Annotated in this window: 17 protein-coding genes; 7 read left to right on the top strand and 10 right to left on the bottom strand. The window is 57.7% G+C overall.

What is annotated here, in order from left to right; all coding sequences use genetic code 11:
- Nucleotides 1-5 precede the first annotated feature (5 nt).
- Nucleotides 6-884 (bottom strand): 4-hydroxy-tetrahydrodipicolinate synthase, encoded by an 879-nt coding sequence (gene dapA, locus S7A_RS05760; protein ID WP_009088794.1) that lies wholly within the window; start codon nt 882-884, stop codon nt 6-8.
- Between the two features lie 142 nt (nt 885-1,026).
- On the opposite strand from dapA, the gene S7A_RS05755 reads away from it, so the two are divergent.
- Both S7A_RS05755 and bcp read left to right on the top strand, forming a co-directional pair.
- Nucleotides 1,027-1,608 carry a glycine cleavage system transcriptional repressor gene (locus S7A_RS05755; RefSeq protein ID WP_009088792.1) on the top strand — a complete coding sequence of 194 codons (582 nt, stop codon included), beginning with the start codon at nt 1,027-1,029 and terminating at the stop codon, nt 1,606-1,608.
- Between the two features lie 156 nt (nt 1,609-1,764).
- The gene (bcp, locus tag S7A_RS05750; protein WP_009088790.1) at nt 1,765-2,232 is read left to right on the top strand and encodes a thioredoxin-dependent thiol peroxidase; all 468 of its coding nucleotides are present in this window, start codon (nt 1,765-1,767) and stop codon (nt 2,230-2,232) included.
- A 74-nt stretch (nt 2,233-2,306) separates the two neighbouring features.
- On the opposite strand, the gene S7A_RS05745 is transcribed toward bcp, so the two are convergent.
- From S7A_RS05745 to S7A_RS05735, 3 genes are all read right to left on the bottom strand, one after another.
- Entirely contained in the window at nt 2,307-3,872 is a 1,566-nt protein-coding gene (locus S7A_RS05745) for a sensor domain-containing diguanylate cyclase (protein ID WP_009088788.1), read from the bottom strand.
- Nucleotides 3,873-4,253: 381 nt separating this feature from the next.
- A complete protein-coding gene (locus S7A_RS05740; protein ID WP_009088786.1) occupies nt 4,254-4,862 on the bottom strand; it encodes a DsrE family protein in 609 nt (202 codons plus the stop codon).
- Between the two features lie 31 nt (nt 4,863-4,893).
- Complete coding sequence (locus S7A_RS05735) at nt 4,894-5,499, bottom strand: DsrE family protein (RefSeq protein WP_009088784.1); 606 nt, start codon at nt 5,497-5,499, stop codon at nt 4,894-4,896.
- A 756-nt stretch (nt 5,500-6,255) separates the two neighbouring features.
- Here S7A_RS05735 and S7A_RS05730 point away from each other — a divergent pair.
- Both S7A_RS05730 and arsC read left to right on the top strand, forming a co-directional pair.
- On the top strand, nt 6,256-7,719 hold the full coding sequence (locus tag S7A_RS05730; protein WP_009088781.1) for a M48 family metallopeptidase: 1,464 nt from the start codon (nt 6,256-6,258) through the stop codon (nt 7,717-7,719).
- Nucleotides 7,720-7,748: 29 nt separating this feature from the next.
- Nucleotides 7,749-8,090 (top strand): arsenate reductase (glutaredoxin), encoded by a 342-nt coding sequence (arsC, locus tag S7A_RS05725; protein ID WP_009088779.1) that lies wholly within the window; start codon nt 7,749-7,751, stop codon nt 8,088-8,090.
- Here the strand turns inward: arsC and hda are convergent.
- From hda to upp, 3 genes are all read right to left on the bottom strand, one after another.
- Nucleotides 8,087-8,788: a DnaA inactivator Hda gene (hda, locus tag S7A_RS05720; RefSeq protein ID WP_219854829.1), complete on the bottom strand. Its 702-nt coding sequence runs from the start codon at nt 8,786-8,788 to the stop codon at nt 8,087-8,089. The two genes, arsC and hda, sit on opposite strands and share 4 nt — an antisense overlap.
- A 107-nt stretch (nt 8,789-8,895) precedes the next feature.
- Nucleotides 8,896-10,179, bottom strand: a complete 1,284-nt coding sequence (uraA, locus tag S7A_RS05715) for a uracil permease (protein ID WP_009088776.1) — start codon at nt 10,177-10,179, stop codon at nt 8,896-8,898.
- 143 nt (nt 10,180-10,322) lie between these two features.
- Complete coding sequence (upp, locus tag S7A_RS05710; RefSeq protein ID WP_009088774.1) at nt 10,323-10,949, bottom strand: uracil phosphoribosyltransferase; 627 nt, start codon at nt 10,947-10,949, stop codon at nt 10,323-10,325.
- 228 nt (nt 10,950-11,177) lie between these two features.
- Here upp and purM point away from each other — a divergent pair, with 228 nt between their 5' ends.
- Nucleotides 11,178-12,218 carry a phosphoribosylformylglycinamidine cyclo-ligase gene (purM, locus tag S7A_RS05705; protein WP_009088773.1) on the top strand — a complete coding sequence of 347 codons (1,041 nt, stop codon included), beginning with the start codon at nt 11,178-11,180 and terminating at the stop codon, nt 12,216-12,218.
- Nucleotides 12,215-12,853 carry a phosphoribosylglycinamide formyltransferase gene (gene purN, locus S7A_RS05700; protein ID WP_009088772.1) on the top strand — a complete coding sequence of 213 codons (639 nt, stop codon included), beginning with the start codon at nt 12,215-12,217 and terminating at the stop codon, nt 12,851-12,853. Before purM ends, purN begins: the two co-directional genes overlap by 4 nt.
- Before the next feature lie 181 nt (nt 12,854-13,034).
- Here the strand turns inward: purN and pstB are convergent, their stop codons facing one another.
- Genes pstB through S7A_RS05685 form a run of 3 tightly spaced genes read right to left on the bottom strand, consistent with a single transcriptional unit; the run spans nt 13,035 to nt 17,533 of the window.
- Nucleotides 13,035-13,802 (bottom strand): phosphate ABC transporter ATP-binding protein PstB, encoded by a 768-nt coding sequence (gene pstB / locus S7A_RS05695; RefSeq protein ID WP_009088771.1) that lies wholly within the window; start codon nt 13,800-13,802, stop codon nt 13,035-13,037.
- A gap of 12 nt (nt 13,803-13,814) precedes the next feature.
- The gene (gene pstA, locus S7A_RS05690; protein WP_009088770.1) at nt 13,815-15,449 is read right to left on the bottom strand and encodes a phosphate ABC transporter permease PstA; all 1,635 of its coding nucleotides are present in this window, start codon (nt 15,447-15,449) and stop codon (nt 13,815-13,817) included.
- Nucleotides 15,446-17,533, bottom strand: coding sequence for an ABC transporter permease subunit (locus S7A_RS05685; protein ID WP_009088769.1), 2,088 nt, complete (start codon nt 17,531-17,533; stop codon nt 15,446-15,448). The genes pstA and S7A_RS05685 overlap by 4 nt, the downstream gene beginning before the upstream one ends.
- 150 nt (nt 17,534-17,683) lie before the next feature.
- Here S7A_RS05685 and ppk1 point away from each other — a divergent pair, with 150 nt between their 5' ends.
- Nucleotides 17,684-19,744, top strand: a complete 2,061-nt coding sequence (gene ppk1 / locus S7A_RS05680) for a polyphosphate kinase 1 (RefSeq protein ID WP_009088768.1) — start codon at nt 17,684-17,686, stop codon at nt 19,742-19,744.

Below are 19,744 nucleotides of genomic sequence, written 5' to 3'. Positions count from 1 at the left end.
CTAAATTATCGCAAACCCGCTTTCACCAGCGCCTGTTCCACTTTCGGCTGGCTGGCTGCTGTCAGTGGCGTCATTGGCAGACGCAGCGTGTCGTTAGCGATTAATCCCAGCTGCTTCGCTGCCCATTTCACCGGGATAGGATTGGGTTCACAGAAAAGCGTCTGGTGCAGGTGCATCAGACGCTGATTCAGGCGGCGTGCCTCGACGAAATTGCCCTGCTGTGCGAGCTGGCAGACTTCCGCCATTTCGCGCGCAGCCACGTTCGCGGTCACCGAGATGACGCCTTTGCCGCCCAGTTGCATAAAGTCCAGTGCCGTCGCGTCATCGCCACTCACCAGAATGAAATCTTCATTAACCAGCTCTTGGATCTGACTAACCCGCGATAAGTTCCCGGTTGCCTCTTTGATTCCGATAATATTTTTGATTTCGGCCAGGCGGGCAACGGTTTCCGGCAGCATGTCACAACCGGTACGTGAGGGAACGTTATAGAGCATCTGTGGCAGGCTGGTGCTGTCAGCAATCGCTTTAAAGTGCTGGAACAGCCCTTCCTGTGTCGGGCGGTTATAGTAAGGGGTGACGGTCAGGCAACCCACCACGCCGGAATGTTCAAAACGCTTCGTCAGGGAGATGCCTTCAGCGGTGGCATTAGCCCCGGTTCCGGCAATTACCGGAATACGGCCATCGGCCAGTTCCAGGGTCAGCATCACCACATCGCCATGCTCTTCATGACTCAGGGTGGCAGACTCGCCTGTGGTGCCGACGGAAACGATCGCCGCGGTGCCGCTGGCGACGTGATAATCAATCAGTTTTTTCAGACTCGACCGGCAGACATTACCGCTGTCATCCATTGGCGTAACGAGTGCAACAATACTTCCCGTAAACATTGGCGATCCCCTCGACAAACAAGTGCTTCATGGTACGTTTTACGCTTAGGGAAAAGCAAGCAAGCCACGCCATTCCCGCGCTTGTCAGCAGTTTTTTTATGTTTACCTTATGGTTATTAGCGAAAGCAGAGGAAAAGCCATTTTGTCGCAATCTCAGCCCCATCATCTGGTGATCACCGCCCTCGGTGTTGACCGTCCGGGTATCGTCAACACCATTACCCGACACGTCAGCAGCTGTGGTTGCAATATTGAAGACAGCCGTCTTGCCATGCTCGGGGATGAGTTCACGTTTATCATGCTGCTGTCCGGCAGCTGGAATGCGATCACGCTGATTGAATCGACGCTGCCGCTGAAAGGGGCAGAGCTGGAGTTGCTGATCGTCATGAAGCGTACCAACGCGCGGTTACGCCCGCCGATGCCGGATACCGCCTTTATCCAGGTTGAGGTCGCCGATTCACCGCACATCATCGAGCGCTTTACCGATCTCATTGATAAGCATCAGATGAACGTGGCGGAACTGGTGTCGCGCATCACCCCCGCGCAACAGAGTTTGCCGCCGACACTCTATATTCAGATGACGGCACACAGTCCGACACGCACCAGCGGCACCACCTTTGAGCAGGCGTTCAATGCGCTGTGTCAGGAGCTGAATGCCCAGGGCACGCTGCGCCTCTACAGTGTGTCAGACGCCGACAGCAGCGAATCTGTCAGCGCGGTGCGCTAAACTTTGCAAATAAACCGGAGTTATTTCTCCACATTACTGCCACTGAAACGTGACCGGCTATGTGGTGAAATACCCCCTGATGGTAACGTTCCCTCTGGTTGTTTTTCGCTGGATGGTGTATTACCCACAGCCTGAATAAAAAAATGGAGAGATGTGATGAATCCACTGAAAGCCGGTGACACCGCACCCGCATTTAGCCTGCCCGATCAGGACGGCGAACAAGTGAATCTGACCGACTTCCAGGGACAGCGCGTTCTGGTCTACTTCTACCCGAAAGCGATGACGCCAGGCTGCACCGTGCAGGCGTGCGGTCTGCGTGACAACATGGATGAGTTGAAAAAAGCGGGTGTGGAAGTGCTGGGTATCAGCACCGACAAACCGGAAAAACTGTCACGTTTTGCGGAAAAAGAGCTGCTGAACTTTACCCTGCTCTCAGATGAAAACCATGAAGTCTGCCAGGCGTTTGGCGTCTGGGGTGAAAAAACGTTTATGGGTAAAACCTATGACGGCATTCATCGCATCAGCTTCCTGGTGGATGCAGAGGGCAAGGTTGAGAAAGTGTTTGATAACTTCAAGACCTCGAATCACCACGACATGGTGCTGGATTACGTTAAGTCCGCCTGATCGTAAGGGCGCGGTAGCCTGGGTGCCGCGCCCTTCTTCTTTCTCTTTCCCCGCCCTCCCCGCTTCCCGAACCGTTAAGATCGGACAACGATAACGCAGTTGCGCCCGGCATTCTTTGCCTCATAAAGCGCGGCATCCGCCTGTTTCAGGCTCACTTCCAGCCCGGCATCCTGCGTTCCTTTCCAGGCCGCGACGCCGATAGAGAGGGTAATCCGCCCCACATCCCTGAGCCAGGCTTCTGCAATGCCCTGCCGCACCCGCTCTGCGATGACCTGCGCTTCATCCAGCGACGTTCCTGGCAGCAGCATCAGAAACTCCTCCCCACCGTTGCGGCACACCACATCCGAGTGACGGGCGCTGGCACGCAGCGTGCTGGCCACCTGCTGAATCACCCGATCACCGACGTCATGGCCCCAGCTGTCGTTAACGTTTTTGAAATGGTCGATATCCAGCGCCAGCACCGCGAAAGGCTGGCGCAGCGTGCGGTAATACTCCAGGACCGCGTTCAGCCCGCGGCGATTCAGCAGCTGGGTGAGCGGATCGGTCTGCGCTTCTGAGCTGAGACGGCCGATTTTATCCTGCACCAGGCCGATACCGGTGAGCAGCGCGCGCTTCACCTGTGCGGCCTCAAAATACCAGGCGCTGATACCGCCAATCTCCTTAGAGACGCCCTGCGCATCCATCCGGCTGGCTTTGCGCGCCAGCTGAAACAGCGGGCGGGCGATCAGTCGCGCCAGCACCACAGCCACCAGCAGGGTCAGCAGCGCAAACGGCACCGAGTTTTTCAGCACTTTCATTAACAGCCCGGAAAGCGGGTCGAGCGTGGCATTGATGGGCTTCAGGGCCACCACCGTCCAGCCGGTGGTCGGAACGACGGCATAGCCGGCCAGCTGCGTGGATTCTCCCGCACCGGTCATCATCAGCGAGCCGTTAGTCTCCTCACCGTTGGGACTGACGATAGCAGGCAGGGTTTTGCCCACCAGCTGACGATTCTGGTGATACAGCACCTCATTATTACTGTCGAGCACATAGACCGTGGTGCCATCGCGGTAGAACTGTTCACCCAGCAGCGCATTCAGAATACTTTTCTTTTTCAGATAGATGGTGCCGCCGACGTAGCCCAGATAGTCGCCCTGTTCGCTCCAGATCGGCCACGAGACAAACACCAGCAGATTATTAGCCGGTGACAGCGTCGGTTTGCTGATTGCCGGCTGCCGCAGCGTCAGCGCTTCGCGCGAGGCATCACTGGTGAGATGCATGCCTTTCAGGGTCAGGGACTCAGGCGAGATCGCTTTGACCACGCCCTGCCCGTCTACCACCACCACCGAGTTAAAACTGGTAGTCTGCTCACGCAGGCGGTTGACCTCACTGCTCAGCAACGCATCATTATTGAAGTCACGGCTGAGCTGATTGGCGCTGAAGTGCAGCTGTGACTGCGCCAGCTGAAAAAAGATTTCACTGGTAGAGGCGAGCTTGGCAGCATAGGCGCGGTTAGCTTCAAGCGTGGAATCGATCAGCACCTGCCGCTGCACCCGCCAGGTGGCGTAAAGTGTGTTGGCGAGCGTAATGACAATACTGACAATGACCAACAGGGCGATCAGATTGCGCAAATCGGCTTTAGGCCGAAACAGCTTTAGCATGGCGTTACCGCCCCGAAGAAGGAAGTCATGTCATGAATGCCTGATTATTTTTTTAATGAAAGCCAGCTGATAATCCGGGCTTAAGTCTACACCCTGCTGGCCTTTTTGAGCAGCATTAAGACAAATTTCAGCCGACTAAATACAAATTATCCTGGCACTGATTTAATGATCAGGGCTTCTCTGCCGACAGGGAAAAAGCACGATAGATAGTGGTCCCGAACTCCGGTAAACATGACGTTTTATCGTAGGAGCCGCGGCAATTAAGGCCAGCCTGAAGCGACAGGGCGCATCCGGTGAGAAGAAAGGAGTAAGGCCGGTCCGCCTTACAGGAAAAGCAAAGCACAGCAGATGACAGCGGCGATGATGCCGCTGTCAGGAGGATCAGAGCATCAGGAAGGCGTAACCGCTGTTTTCCAGGGTGGCGACTGTGGTGCCGCTGGAGATCGTGTGGGTGACCATCGGGTCGATCCAGTCACGCTCCAGCTGATGAAACGCCACTGACTGGTCACAGATAGTGACCTGCACACCCGCTTTTTTCAGTTCGCTGATTAATTTCAGGTTCGGGTTATCGACACCGTAGGCTTTGCTGAACTGCGCATTATTCAGGGCAGATGAAACCGCGTCGCCGTTAATGGATACCACAAATTTCAGCTGGTCGAGCGGAACACCCGCCGCATAATAGAGGTTGGTTACACGCGCGACGCGCTCCAGACCGAGATTCGGCTTACGAATATCCCCTTCACTGCGGTTGATCTGAAAGACGATTTTATTACTCAGGCCCGTCGTTGTGCCGGGTTTAAAGGCTGGCGTATCGACATAATGTATTTTGCCATACCCCTCAATTGCCGGTGTACTCCAGAAGTCGGCAGGCTCGGTTTTATTCTCCGCCAGTTTATCGCTGGCCTTACCAAATAAAGCGGGCAGCTGTAAAACATTGCCGCCAATAAATCCCGCGACGGCTGCCACCACCACTAAAGCTGCTGGACGCATCAGATATTCTCCCGATTAAATAAAACGTTAATTACATTGCCAGCCACGCATACCCCTGGTTTTGCAGCGTTGAGACCGTGGTTGGACTGGAAAGCGCATGCACAACGGATTTATCAATCCAGTTGTTGGGATAGTGGTGGAAGGCCACCGACTGATCGCACACGGAGACTTTGACGCCCGCCTGATTCAGCTCGTTAATCAGCTTCAGGTTGGGATTGTCGATGCCATAAAACTGTTTGAAATGGGCGTTATCCAGCATGGCGGGGGTCGCGTCACCGGTAACCGAAACCACAAATTTCAGCTGATCGGCCGGAACGCCAGAGGCGATATAAAGATTCACTACCCGCGCGACGCGCTCCAGTCCCAGATTGGGTGCGGTCATCGCGCCATCGCTGCGGGTGATCTGGAAAACGATTTTATTGCTCAGACCCGGCACCGGCTTAAAAGCGGCATCAGGCTCATAATGAATTTTGCCGTAGCCTTCAATCGCCGGTGTACTCCAGAATCCGGCGGGTTCCTGAGGCTCTGAGGCAAAATGGCGTGTGACTTTGTCATAAATAGTGCCACTCTGTGTAACAGCCGCACCCACTACGCCACCGATAATGGCGATTAACGCGTACGAAATAGCTGAACGCATAACACTTCTCTCCGGCAAATAATCTCTGGCCGATTCAGGACTGAATCAGGTCGGCTATCTATATCACAGCGCGGACGTGATTCTCTCCTGAAGGAAAGGCGGGCAGGCACGCTGCTGATGACAGCAGAAATGATTCACCGCCTGAATTAATCGAAAAATTTCATTAGCGACTAAAAACCGTCTTCTTATCACTGGCCCGCGATAAGGGCCGCCTTATTTATGGCGACAGGGGAAAGATTTAAAAAATAACAGCCAGCGTTAAATAGAAAAAAACAAATATGGCCGGAATAACGATTGAATTTATCAATGTAAAAAAAGGATTAAACCCATGCGTTTCGCTGTTTTTTTCAGATTTGGCCTGGAAAAAATCATGCCATATTCAGTTTTTTTGAGTGAATTTACATAACTTTAAAAAGGAATGCGGATTAACGTCAGAAGACCGACAGAAGATTCTGCTTTATTCATGCCGGACTCAATCAGCAGGGTAAATAAGCCGTTGTATAATTGCGCGCCGCCGCGGGCAATCCCCTGCCCCGGCTTATCCGTTTAACTACGGTTTAGGTTTCAGGGATGTTCAAATTTTTTCGTCATATTCGCTGATCTTGCACAAACCGCGCCGCCGGCTGGCCCCGAAAACAGCATTTCTTTCTTTTCGGGCACTGGTTAAGATAGGCGCAAACCGTCGTTATCTGCGGAAAAGGGAACCTACCCGCTGCGCACCTGTCTCTTTTCAGAGCCTCTCTACAGGATTAAGGCATGTTGAACCGGTTAAAAAAAACGCTGATCGCCGCGCTTCTGCCGACGCTCATTCTGTCCACGCTGTCACCGGCTTACGCTGATGTCAGTGATTCTCTTCCCGATATTGGCACCACGGCCGGTTCGACGCTGTCGATTAATCAGGAGCTGCAGATGGGCGACTTCTATGTCCGCCAGCTTCGCGCCAGCGCACCGCTGATCAACGATCCGCTTCTTAATCAGTACATCAATCAGCTCGGCCAGCGCCTGGTTGCGCACGCTGACTCGGTGAAAACGCCGTTCCACTTCTTTCTGATACAGAACGATGAGCTGAACGCCTTTGCCTTTTTTGGCGGCAATGTGGTGCTGCACTCCGCGCTGTTCCGCTTTACCGAGAATGAAAGCCAGCTGGCGTCGGTAATGGCGCATGAGATTTCTCACGTTACCCAGCGCCATCTGGCGCGCGCGATGGAAGATCAGAAGCGCAATGCGCCGCTGACCTGGGTCGGTGCGCTGGGCTCCATTCTGCTGGCGATGGCGAGTCCGCAGGCGGGCATGGCCGCACTGACCGGTACGCTGGCGGGCACCCAGCAGGGGATCATCAGCTTTACCCAGGGCAATGAGCAGGAGGCAGATCGCATCGGGATTCAGGTGCTGCAGCGCGCCGGATTCGATCCGCAGGCGATGCCGAACTTTTTGCAGAAGCTGGCCGATCAGAGCCGCTTCTCGTCAAAGCCACCGGAAATTCTGCTGACGCACCCCCTGCCCGACAGCCGTCTGGCGGATGCCCGAAACCGCGCCAACCAGATGCGGCCAGTAGTCGTGCAGTCGACGGAAGATTTTTATCTGGCGAAGGTCCGGGCGCTGGGCATGTACTCCACCGGGCGCAATCAGCTTACTGACGAACTGCTGAGCCAGTATGCCAGCGGCAATTCGCGTGAGCAGCTGGCCTCACAATATGGCAAAGCGATACAGTTTTTGCAGGCGAAGAGTTTTGCCGACGCGAAGCGGATTATGACCCCGCTGCTGGCGAAGCAGCCCGGTAATGTCTGGTTCCTCGACATCATGTCCGATATCGATATCGGTCTGAACCAGCCGCAGCAGGCGATTGCCCTGCTCACCGCGGCTACCGGGGCGAAAAACAGCCCGGTGGTGCAGCTCAACCTGGCGAATGCCTATGTAGAAGCGAAACAATATGCCAGCGCCAGCCGCATTCTGAATCGCTACACCTGGGCAAACAAGGATGATCCCAACGGCTGGGATTTACTGGCGCAGGCTTCTGCTCAGCAGGGGCTGAATGATGAGGAGCTCTCAGCGCGGGCCGAGAGTCTGGCACTGAATGGTCAGCTCGATCAGGCGATTAGCGCACTGAGTAGCGCCAGCGCCCAGGTGCCGCTCGGCAGCCTGAAACAGGCGCGCTACGATGCCCGTATCGATCAGCTGCGTCAGTTGCAGCAGCGTTTCAAACAATATCAGAAAGGCTGAGCATAACAGCCGGAAAGGGAGAGCCTGACATGGTGACGATTTACCACAACCCGCGTTGCAGCAAGAGCCGTGAAACTCTGGCCCTGCTGAACGCCCGCGGCCTGACACCGGAAGTGGTGCTCTATCTGCAGACGCCGCCTGACCGCGAGACGCTGCAGAGTCTGCTGCAGAAGCTGGGGATGCAGAGCGCACGCCAGCTGATGCGGACGAAAGAAGCGCTCTACAGCGAACTGGCGTTGAGTGATAAAGAGGAAAGTGCGCTGCTGGACGCGCTCGCCGCCCATCCGCAACTGCTTGAAAGGCCGATTGTGATCAAGGGCGATCGGGCGCGAATCGGACGTCCGCCGGAAGCGGTGCTCGACATTCTTTAAAGGCCGAGCGTCTCTTTAACGAAGGGGATGGTGAGCTTGCGCTGGGCGCTGATCGAGGCACGATCCAGCCGATCCAGCGTCTCAAACAGGGTGCGCATTTCACGATCCAGTCGCTTCAGCAGGAAACGTCCCACATCCTCCGGCAGCTCAAAGCCGCGTAACCCGGCGCGCAGTTGCAGCGCCTGCAGTTTATCTTCATCGGAGAGCGGCTGCAGGCGATAGATCTGCCCCCAGTCCAGGCGCGAGGCGAGATCCGGCAGCTGCAGATTCAGCTGGCGCGGTGGACGATCGCCGGTGATGAACAGCCGCGTGTTGCCGGTTTCCAGAATGCGGTTATAGAGATCGAAGATCGCCATCTCCCACTCCGGCTCACCGGCAATGCACTCAATGTTATCGATGCAGACCAGTGACAGCTGCTCCATCCCCTCCAGCACTTCCGGTACAAACCAGGTGCGTTTGTCCAGCGGCACATACCCCACCGCTTCACTGCGTGCGGACATTTCGGCGCACGCGGCGTGCAGCAGATGACTCCGCCCGCCGCCTTCGCGTGACCAGAAGTAGAGATAGCTGCCATGTTGTTGGCTGAGAGCGCCTTTCAGCGCGGCAATCAGCGACGGGTTCTCCCCCGGCCAGAAGCTGGCGAAGGTTTCATCGTCAGGTAAATAGAGTGGCAATGACAATTGTGCCGGCGTGTTCAGAAGCACCTCAGCAAGAGAACAAGCAAAAAATCGGGGGAAGTCTACCACAGTTTTCAGAAAGAGATGAATGGGGCGTCCCTGCCCCGATCCTGTCCGTCACGATGCGATCAGGGCTCGCGGGATTCTTCGGCGTCCAGTACCACTTCTTCCGGACGCAGCAGCGAGATCACCCGGAAGATCAATGAGAGTCCGACGCCCACGATCGTCGCTAACGCCATGCCCTTCAGCTCTGCCGCGCCGATGTGCACCTTCGCGCCGCTGACGCCAATGATCAGGATCACCGAGGTCAGGATCAGGTTTTGCGCTTTGTTGTAATCGACTTTCGATTCGATCAGGACGCGGATACCCGATGCGCCGATCACGCCATACAGCAGCAGCGACACGCCGCCCATAACCGGCACCGGGATCGCCTGGATCACCGCCGCCAGTTTGCCGACGCAGGAGAGCAGGATCGCCAGAATCGCCGCACCGCCAATCACCCAGGTACTGTAGACACGGGTAATCGCCATGACGCCGATGTTTTCGCCGTAGGTGGTGTTCGGGGTGGAGCCAAAGAAGCCGGAGATCACCGTCGATAAGCCGTTGGCGAACATTGAGCGATGCAGGCCAGGGTCGCGGATGAGATCTTTCTTCACGATGTTAGCCGTGACCACCAGATGCCCGATATGTTCGGCAATCACCACCAGCGCGGCGGGGAGAATCGTCAGCATCGCCACCCACTCAAAGCGCGGCGTATAGAAGGTCGGCAAAGCAAACCAGGGGGCATTGACCACGCCGCGCCAGTCCACGATGCCCATAAACGCGGAGAGCAGATAACCCGCCACCACGCCGACCAGGATAGGGATGATCGCCAGGAAGCCGCGGAACAGCACCGAACCAAATACCGTGACGGCCAGGGTCACCAGCGAAATCAGCACCGTTTTACTGTCGGGTGCACTGCCTTCTGCCGGCAGCAGGCCCGCCATATTGGCCGCTACGCCCGCCAGCTCCAGACCGATTACGGCGACAATCGCGCCCATTGCCGCTGGCGGAAACATCACGTCCAGCCAGCCGGTTCCCGCGCGTTTAACAATCAGCGCCACGAGGCAAAAGAGCACCCCGCAGAGGATAAATCCCCCCAGCGCCACCTCATAGCCCAGCGGCAGTAACAGCAGTACCGGCGAGATAAAGGCGAAACTGGAACCGAGATAGGCGGGGATTTTGCCCTTACAGATAAAGAGGTAGATCAGCGTGCCGACGCCGTTAAACAGCAGAACCGTCGCCGGGTTGATGTGAAACAGAATCGGCACCAGCACCGTGGCACCAAACATGGCGAACAGGTGTTGCAGGCTGAGTGGAATGGTTTGCAGTAACGGCGGTCGTTCAGTGACGCCAATGGCGCGACGAGTCATCATTTATCCCCTTATGTTATCTTCCCCGCGGGTGCGCGCTTCAGGCACAGCCTCAGGCACGCGGGTCAGCCCTGCGGCAAACCCGCCCCGGTCGGAGAGTTTTTTTTGCAAAAAAAAGCCGACTCTCTGGTCGGCTATGCGATTTATTTGGTTCCGAAAATCTTGTCCCCGGCATCGCCGAGTCCGGGAATGATGTAACCCTTCTCATTCAGTCCCTGATCCACGGACGCCGTGTAGAGCTCAACGTCAGGGTGTGCCTTCTCCAGTGCAGCGATCCCTTCCGGGGCGGCAACCAGTACCAGCACTTTAATGCTGGTGCAGCCCGCTTTTTTCAGCAGGTCGATGGTGGCGATCATTGAGCCCCCGGTCGCCAGCATCGGGTCTACCACCAGCGCCAGGCGCTCTTCGATGTTAGAAACCAGCTTCTGGAAATAGGGAACCGGCTCCAGCGTCTCTTCATCACGGTAAACCCCAACCACGCTGATACGGGCGCTGGGAACGTGCTCCAGAACCCCTTCCATCATGCCAAGACCGGCACGCAGAATCGGCACCACCGTAATCTTTTTGCCTTTGATCTGATCGATTTCAACCGGGCCGTTCCAGCCCTCAATGGTGACGCGCTCCGTTTCCAGATCGGCGGTCGCTTCGTAGGTCAGCAGGCTGCCCACTTCAGACGCCAGCTCACGAAAGCGCTTTGTACTGATATCATGCTCACGCATCAGGCCCAGTTTATGTTTGACCAGCGGGTGTCTGACTTCCACGATCTTCATTGGTGTTCTCCCGGAATGAGTTGAGCTAAAAAAAATCGCGGGATTATACCGCCTTTTCCGCTCTGCGCCACCTGTCCTTGCGCAAAGCCGCGAGTCTGGCCGGGATAAAACAAGGATTAATGAAAATTGTCCGATGCGCAATCCCGGACTCGCAAACGTTTGCCTGCACTGTTAGAATTGCCGCGCTTTATTTTAACCACCAACCGCAACTCGCGTGGGGACCTCGCAGTGACCGACAAAACCTCTCTCAGTTACAAAGACGCCGGTGTTGATATTGATGCTGGTAATGCCCTGGTTGACCGTATTAAAGGCGTAGTGAAAAAGACGCGTCGCCCGGAAGTGATGGGTGGACTGGGCGGTTTTGGTGCGCTTTGCGCGCTGCCGCAAAAATACCGTGAACCCGTGCTGGTCTCCGGCACCGATGGCGTTGGTACCAAGCTGCGTCTGGCGATGGATCTCAAACGTCACGACGCCATTGGTGTTGACCTGGTGGCGATGTGCGTTAACGACCTGGTGGTACAGGGTGCTGAGCCGCTCTTCTTCCTGGATTACTACGCGACCGGCAAACTGGACGTGGACACTGCCTCTGCGGTGATCACCGGCATCGCCGAAGGGTGTCTGCAGTCAGGATGTGCGCTGGTCGGCGGTGAAACGGCCGAGATGCCAGGCATGTATCACGGCGAAGATTATGACGTGGCCGGTTTCTGCGTGGGCGTGGTGGAAAAATCAGAAATCATTGATGGCAGCAAGGTGCAGGATGGCGACGTGCTGATCGCCCTCGGCTCCAGCGGCCCGCACTCCAACGGCTATTCGCTGGTGCGCAAGATTCTGGAAGTCAGCAACACCGATCCGCTGACCGAACAGCTGGAAGGCAAACCGCTGGCTGATCATCTGCTGGAACCGACCCGCATCTACGTGAAAAATATCCTGAGCCTGATTGAACAGGTCGATGTGCATGCTATCGCACACCTGACCGGCGGCGGCTTCTGGGAAAATATTCCACGCGTGCTGCCCGACAACACCCAGGCGGTGATTGATGAGAAGAGCTGGCAGTGGCCGGCCGTCTTCAGCTGGCTGCAGCAGGCCGGTAACGTCAGCCGTTTCGAGATGTACCGTACCTTTAACTGCGGCGTCGGGATGGTCATCGCCCTGAGCCCGGCCGACGCGGATAAAGCGATTGCGCTGATGGAAGCGGCCGGAGAGAAAGCCTGGAAGCTCGGCGTGATCAAAGCGTCAGAGGCGGAAGAGCGAGTGGTCATCAACGGATGAAAAAGCTGGTTGTACTGATCTCCGGCAACGGAAGCAATCTTCAGTCCATCCTTGACGCCAGCGCCAGCGGGCGCATTCACGGCAGCGTGGCTGCCGTGTTCAGCAACCGCGCCGCTGCCTTTGGCTTAACGCGGGCGCGTGAGGCGGGCATCCCGGCTCACGCGCTGGCCGCCAGCGATTTCACCGACCGGGACGCCTTTGATCGCCAGCTGATCGCTGAGATTGAAGCGTACTCGCCCGACCTTGTCGTCCTGGCGGGGTATATGCGTATTCTCAGCAGTGCATTCGTGGCCCATTTTCACGATCGCCTGCTGAATATTCACCCTTCCCTGCTGCCGAAATATCCGGGCCTGCATACGCACCGTCAGGCGCTGGAGAACGGTGACAGCGAGCATGGCACGTCAGTGCATTTTGTCACTGACGAGCTGGATGGCGGGCCGGTGATCCTGCAGGCAAAAGTGCCGATTTTTGCCGACGACACGGAGGCGGAGATCACGGAGCGGGTGCAGCATCAGGAGCACGCCATCTATCCGCTGGTCATCGACTGGTTTGTTGAGGGACGGCTGGCGATGCGTGACGGTAAGGCCTGGCTGGATGGCGAACCGTTGCCACCGCAGGGCTATGCTAACGACTGATACACGGGAACGCCCACAGACGGCTGTTAAACCTGAAGCGATGGGGGCCTGTGTCCGGAGTAAAGCATAGCGGGCCATGGAGGGCCCGCGCTGAGCCCGCCATGGAGGGCGTCTTTTGCGTCTTTACGCAGGACACAGGCCCCCTGAGCCGGTGACAGAGCGCCCCTTTCCCGTTGCGGACTCAGCCGTAACGCCCCGTAATATAATCTTCGGTCCGGCGCTGTTTCGGCGCGGTGAAGATACGGTCGGTCTCATCAAACTCCACCAGCACGCCCTGATGCATGAATGCGGTGTAATCTGACACGCGAGAGGCCTGCTGCATGTTGTGCGTCACCAGCACCAGCGTAAAATGCTGCTTCAGCGTGGTCATCAGCTCTTCAATCACCAGCGTCGAGATGGGGTCCAGCGCAGAGGTCGGCTCATCCAGCAGCAGAACCTCCGGTTCAATCGCAATAGCGCGGGCAATCACCAGCCGCTGCTGCTGTCCGGTCGAGAGCGTCAGCGCATTCTGAGACAGCTGATCTTTCACCTCGCCCCAGAGCGCCGCCGCACGCAGCGCACGCTCACAGGCTTCGTTCAGCACCCGCCGGTCGCGTACCCCCTGCAGGCGCAGCCCGTAAACCACATTCTCATAGATCGACTTGGGAAACGGATTCGGCCGCTGAAACACCATCCCGACCCGACGCCGCAGCGCGGAGAGATCCTGCTCCGGTCGCAGTATCGGCAGCGAGCCCAGCAGCACATCTCCCTCAACCCGGCAGTGATCGATCACATCATTCATGCGATTAAAGCAGCGCAGCAGCGTCGATTTACCACAGCCTGAGGGACCAATCAGTGCGGTGATCCTGTTTTTCGGCACCTGCAGCGAAATATCCTGCAGCGCCTGGCGCTCGCCATACCACAGCGACAGATGGTTAACGGTAAGCGCCATATCCGTGTCGGACGTCATAGTCATAGCCTGTTATTGAGTCATAAGGCGATAGCGTTCACGCAGACGGTGACGCAGGGCCATCGCCAGCAGATTAAGCGACAGAATAATCAGCACCAGCAGCAGCGCGGTGGCAAACACCAGCGGCCGGTCAGCTTCAATATTCGGGCTCTGAAACGCCAGATCGTAAATCTGGAAGCCCAGATGCATAAACTTGCGATCCAGATGCAGATAAGGAAACACCGCGTCTACCGGCAGCTCCGGTACCATTTTTACCACCCCCACCAGCATCAGCGGTGCGGTTTCCCCGGCCGCCCGCGCCACCGCCAGGATCAGACCGGTCAGCATCGCGGGCACCGCCATAGGCAGCACCACATTCCACAGGGTTTCCGCCTGCGTTGCGCCCAGCGCCAGCGAACCCTGTCGCAGACTGTTGGGAATACGGGACAGCCCCTCTTCGGTCGCGACAATGACCACCGGCAGCGTCAGTAACGCCAGCGTCAGTGAGGCCCACAGCAGCCCTGGCGTGCCAAACGTCGGATTGGGCAGTGCGCTGGCGAAGAAGAGCTGGTCGATCGTGCCGCCCACCAGCCAGACGAAAAAGCCCAGGCCAAAGACGCCATAGACAATCGAGGGGACGCCCGCCAGATTGACCACCGCGATCCGCACCAGCCGGGTCAGCGCATGACGTCCGGCATATTCATGCAGCCAGATTGCCGCGATCACGCCCAACGGCATCACCACCACCGACATCAGCAGCACCATCAGCACCGTGCCGAAAATGGCCGGAAACGCGCCCGATTCACTCTCGCCCTCCGCCGGGGAGTCGCTGACGAAGCGCCACAGCTGATGCAGGAAATGCAGCATTTTGCCGCCTGCCGTCATCGCATTGGGCTTCCAGCTGTCCACAATGTCGGTCAGCGGAATCGCATGTTCGGTGCCGTGTACATCCCGCAGGATCAGCAGATCGCGCTGACTCTGCTGCTGCAGAGAGGCCAGCGTCTCACTCAGCTGATTGAAACGGCGCTGCAGGGCGGCCTGATTGGCCTGAAATTCCGACTCGGTCTGCAGATCAAAGCGTCCGGCGGCCCGTCGTGCCTCCGCCTGCTCGTCTAACTGCTCCCGCTGGCTGTTGAGACGCGCCATATCGACGCGGCGGATCTGGCTGGCCTGGCGCACCAGGGTCTGCACCTGCCCGAGCCGTTGATGCAGCAGCGCATCCGGGTCTCTGGCGGTTAACTCTTCATTGTCTTCACGCAGCCCGACAAACCAGCCATAGGCCTGACCGTGGCCGCGCCGCTGCAGCACCATGACATCGGCGGGCTGAGTGACCTGCGCCGCCTGACGGCTGTAAACCACGCGGAAATCGGGCGCATCCCACTCCCGGTTACCGGTCTTAATCAGATAGCGATGAACCTTCTCCCCCTGGTTGCCCTGCTCATCGGCCGGGGCGGGAAAGTGCCGCTGATGCTCCAGCGTTTCACCCAGCAGGCGCGTCTCGCCGCCGTCCGGCTGGCTGAAGCTGTAAAGGTCAACGCGCTGCGGCCAGAAGGCATGCACCCCCTGCCAGGCCAGCAAACCAATCAGCAGCGTAAAGGCGAGCAGGCAGACGGCTACCGCGCCGGCGGTTAACCACCGCCAGCGATCGTTCTGGCGCATCACCTTCATGCCTGCTCCTCCTGCTGACTGTATCGCTGACGCAGCCGCTGACGGATCAGCTCTGCAATGGTGTTGATAACCAGCGTAAACAGCAGCAGCAGCAGAGCGCTGAGAAACAGCACCCGGTAGTGAGCACTGCCCGCCGCCGCTTCCGGCATCTCGATAGCGATATTGGCGGACAGCGCACGCAGGCCGCTGAACAGGCCCCCTTCACTTTGCGGCGTGTTGCCGGTCGCCATCAGCAGAATCATGGTTTCTCCCACGGCGCGCCCCAGACCGACCATCAGCGCGGCAAAAATACCGGCAGAGGCACCGGGCAGCACCACGCGGGTCAGCGTCTGCCACGGCGTCGCGCCCAGCGCCAGCGAGCCCTGTCCCAGCGCCGCAGGGACGCTGAAGAGCGCATCTTCCGAGAGGGTAAAGATCAGCGGCACCAGTGCAAAGCCCATCGCCAGCGCGGCCACCAGCAGATTTCGCTGTTCATAATGCGGCAGCCAGTCGCCGGCATCCGGCATAAACCGAGCGGGCAGCCATAGCGTCAGCAGCGTCACTGACAGCAGCAGCGGCAGCAGAATCAGCACCTCGCGACCGGGCTGACGCCAGCGCGGCGGTAAGCGGGCGCTGAATACCCCGCACAGCAGCAGCGCGCCCGCCAGGGTGAGCGGCAGCAGCAGCACCCCCAGCAGGGCCTGACCAATGTGCGGCGCCAGCCAGAGTCCGGCAATCAGCCCGACCACCACACTCGGCAGCGCCCCCATCATCTCTATCGCCGGTTTCACCCAGCGTCGCAGGCCGGGGGCCATAAACCACGCGGTGTACATGGCGGCGGCCAGCGCCAGCGGCGTGGCAAACAGCAGTGCTAACCCGGCCGCTTTCAGCGTGCCCGTCACCATCGGCACCAGACTGAACTTTGCCTGATAGCCGTCGCCCGCGGCGGTCGACTGCCAGACCCAGTCCGGCGCGGGATAGTTCTCATACCAGATTTTCTGCCAGAAATTACGCCACGTGACGTCGGGCCACGGGTTATCGAGCCGCAGCATCTGCCAGTGTCCGGGCCGCTCAATCAGCAGGCTGTCGCCGCGGGGTGAAAACTGCGCCTGTACGATGCCGGGCGCCAGCTGACGCTCCAGTATCGGGCCGCTCTGCTTGCTGGCGAACAGCCGCAGCAGCCCCTGCCTGCTGAGTGTGGCGAACACGCGACGGTGCGGCTCCGTCACCAGAAGCGTCTCACCGTCGCTCTGCGCGAAGGTCTTTATGCGCTGCAGGCGCGGCCCCTGCTCGCCGGCCACAGCAAACCACTGTGTCACGCCGCTGCGATCCTGAATCAGCAGGCTTGCACCGCCCACCAGCAGGTGCAGGCTTTGCGGCGGCTGCGGCAGGGTGTGCGTTTCGCGTAATGACGCCTGTGCATCACCCAACTGCCAGACGCGCAGCAGATTGCCTTCCGTGGTGTAGAGCAGATCGCCTGTCGGTGAAAGCGCCAGCAGATCAAGCTGACGCTGAGGCAGCGAGAGAATAGCAGCCTGACGATCGGTGCCGATCGTCAGCACCTGAAGTCCGGCCTGGGTGAGCGCCGCGATACGCCATTGATCGGCATGGCGGGTTGCCAGCGCCATCTTCGTCACCGCGCCAGCGGGTAAATGAAAGGGTTTGTCGCCCAGCGGAAAGCGCCACTGCTGGTCGGCTGTGGGCTGCAGCAGCGTCAGCGCTCCCTCAATATTGAGCAGCAGCGTCTGCCCGTCGGCACTCTGCACAATCGCACCCGGTGGCGGCGTCAGCGCCAGTGCCGGTTCTGCAGGCTGCCCATCCAGCGGAATAAAGCGCGCCGCGCCGCGATCGCTGATACGCCAGCCGACCTTGCCCTGATTGCCCATCGCTAATGCAGGCGCACGATCCCAGAGTTGCTGGCTGGAGGCGATTTGCAGACCCGGCGCCGTAAACAGCGGCAGTACCACTCCAATCAGCCAGCAGAACAGCAGCAGCATCAGCAGCAGGATCGCCACGCCGCAGCAGGTGACCAGCCGCCGCGTCAGGCGGTCAATGGCACGACGCTTACGATCGCTGAATTGGACAGGAATGTGGTTTACGCTCATGCGGTTCCGGCAGCAGGCTGAAATAAGCCGCTATGTTGCCCGTAGCGGGTTGATAAGACAACTCCTGGCGTTGGACAACGCTGCCATACTCTCGCCATAATGTTCAGGGACACTGGATCTTCAGTCCTGCAACCGCTAAATGGAGTGAGAATGGGTCAGGTAAAGCTTTATATTGAAAAAGAATTGAGCTGGTTATCCTTTAATGAACGGGTTTTGCAGGAAGCGGCAGATAAAAGCAATCCACTGATTGAGCGGATGCGCTTTCTGGGTATCTACTCCAACAACCTCGATGAATTCTATAAAGTGCGTTTTGCCGACCTGAAACGCCGTATTCTGATTGGTGAAGAGCAGGGTTCCGCCAGTACGCCACGTCATCTGTTTAAGAAAATTCAGCAGCGGGTGATGAAGTCCGATCAGGAGTTCGATGCCCTCTATAACGAGCTGCTGCTGGAGATGGCACGCAACCAGATCTTCCTGATCAACGAACGTCAGCTGTCGCCCAATCAGCAGGCGTGGCTGCGTCACTACTTTAAGCATGAGCTGCGTCAGCACATCTCGCCGATTCTGATCACCCATGAAACCGACCTGACCGAGTTTCTTAAAGATGACTACACCTACCTGGCAGTCGAGATTATCCGGGGTGACGACATCCGCTATGCGCTGCTGGAGATCCCGTCCGACAAGGTGCCGCGCTTTATCAATCTTCCGGCGGAGCCACCGCGTCGCCGTAAGCCGATGATCCTGCTCGACAACATTTTACGTTACTGCCTGGATGATATTTTCAAAGGCTTTTACGACTACGACGCGCTCAACGCCTATTCCATGAAAATGACGCGTGACGCCGAGTACGATCTGGTGACGGAGATGGAGTCGAGCCTGCTGGAGCTGATGTCCTCCAGCCTGAAGCAGCGACTGACGGCAGAGCCGGTGCGTTTCGTCTATCAGCGCGATATGCCGGAGGCGATGGTTGAACTGCTGTGCCACAAGCTCTCTATCTCTAACTTCGATTCGATTCTGCCCGGCGGTCGCTATCACAACTTTAAAGATTTCATCGGCTTCCCGAACGTCGGCAAAAACAACCTGATAAATCGTCCGCTGCCGCAGATCCGCCACATCGGCTTTGACGGCTACCGCAACGGCTTTGATGCGATCCGCGACCGCGACGTGCTGCTCTATTATCCTTATCACACCTTTGAGCATGTGCTGGAGCTGCTGCGTCAGGCATCGTTTGACCCGAGCGTGCTGGCGATCAAAATCAATATTTACCGCGTCGCCAAACACTCGCGCATCATGGATGCGATGATCCACGCCGCGTATAACGGTAAGAAGGTCACGGTGGTGGTTGAGCTGCAGGCGCGCTTCGATGAAGAAGCCAACATCTACTGGGCTAAACGCCTGACCGAAGCCGGTGTGCATGTGATTTTCTCCGCCCCTGGCCTGAAAATCCACGCCAAGCTGTTCCTGATTTCACGCCGTGAAGGGGAAGAGATTGTGCGCTATGCCCACATCGGCACCGGCAACTTTAACGAGAAGACCGCCCGGCTCTACACGGACTACTCCCTGCTGACCGCCGATGCGCGTATCACCAACGAAGTGCGTCGGGTGTTCAATTTTATTGAGAACCCCTACCGGCCCGTGACGTTTGATCACCTGATGGTGTCTCCGCAGAACTCACGCCGGATGCTGTATGAACTGATCGACACCGAAATCGCCAATGCCCAGCAGCAGAAGTCCTCCGGCATTACTCTGAAAATAAACAATCTGGTGGACAAAGGGCTGGTTGATCGGCTTTATACAGCCTCCAGCGTAGGGGTAAAAGTCAATCTGCTGGTGCGTGGCATGTGCTCACTGATCCCGGATCTGCCGGGGATCAGCGAGAACATTCGCGTCATCAGTATTGTTGACCGCTATCTGGAACACGATCGCGTCTATATTTTTGAGAATGGCGGCGATAAGAAGGTGTTCCTCTCCTCCGCTGACTGGATGACGCGTAATATTGATTACCGTATCGAGGTGGCGGTGGCGATTCTCGATCCACGCATCCGGCAACGCATACTCGACATTATTGCCATTCAGTTGAGTGATACGGTGAAAGCCCGCATCGTCGACAAAGAGCTGAGTAACCATTACGTCCAGCGAGGCAATCGCCGTAAAGTGCGCTCGCAGCTGGCCATCTATGATTACATCAAGAAACTGGAACAACCTGACTAA

The organism is Pantoea sp. Sc1, assembly GCF_000255315.1.
Classification (GTDB): Bacteria; Pseudomonadota; Gammaproteobacteria; order Enterobacterales; family Enterobacteriaceae; genus Pantoea; species Pantoea anthophila.
The sequence above is the reverse complement of the archived record's forward strand: the minus strand, read 5'-3'. Positions and strand labels throughout refer to the sequence as shown.